Consider the following 895-nt stretch of genomic DNA (forward strand, 5'->3'; position numbering starts at 1 on the left):
GATTGGCAAGCAGTTAAGGCTGAATTTAAAGACTGGGATTATAAAGCCCAAGGGCTGACAGAAGCCGGTGCGGCTCTCGTGGCATTGGCTGTCACGGCGGTTACGGGTGGAGCAGCCTCGGGCGCTGCCAGTGCCATTACCGGTGCTTTGGGGCTTGGCTCGAGTACGGCCATGAATGCGGCGATACAGGCTGGTGTCCAAGCGCTGATTAACAAAAGCGCTGTGGCTCTTGTCAATAATCGCGGCAATATTGCCGGTGCCTTGCATGAGCTTGGCTCTTCAAAGAATGTTCTCAGCATTGTCTCGTCGATGTTAACGGCGGGCTTAACCAGCCAACTAACCGAAATGGCTGGTGTTGGGCAATCCTTGCCCAAAACGGCTCCTCTGGTTGATCGCATCACCCGTGAGGCGGAAAAGAACTTGATCAAAGCCGCCATTGGCACAGGCGTGCAAACGGCTCTTGAGGGTGGCTCTCTTGACAAGAACTTTTTTAACAATCTGCGCATCGCCCTGTCTGATACGGTTGGCAAATCGTTGGCGGAAGAAATCGGTACCGCCAAGGCTGAAGGCAAAATAGACACGGTCACACAGATCGTTGCCCACGCCGGTCTTGGCTGCTTAAAAGGCGCTGTTGCGAGCGGTGCTTGCTCTGCCGGTGCTGTGGGGGGTGCTGTGGGCGAAGCCACTGCTATGCTCCAGTTTCAATTGTGGGTGCAAGGCATTGTGAAAGAGGAAATGGGGACCTAAACGGTCGCACCCCAACTGCGGAAGAGGAAGCGCGTATAAACGCAAAGATTGATGCGCAGTTTGCTGACTTTAGAGACCACACCATTGATGTTGCACGGGCTGCTGGGGGCGTTGCCGCTGCCCTTGCCGGTGGCAATGTTGATGCCGG

Annotated in this window: 1 pseudogene; it reads left to right on the top strand. The window is 55.2% G+C overall.

Features of this window, described 5'->3' with window-relative positions:
• Positions 1-895: pseudogene (locus ACFINO_RS10060) on the top strand (DUF637 domain-containing protein); the annotation flags it as partial.

The sequence above is a fragment of the Bartonella sp. AA83SXKL genome (genome assembly GCF_042196965.1).
Taxonomy (GTDB): Bacteria; Pseudomonadota; Alphaproteobacteria; order Rhizobiales; family Rhizobiaceae; genus Bartonella.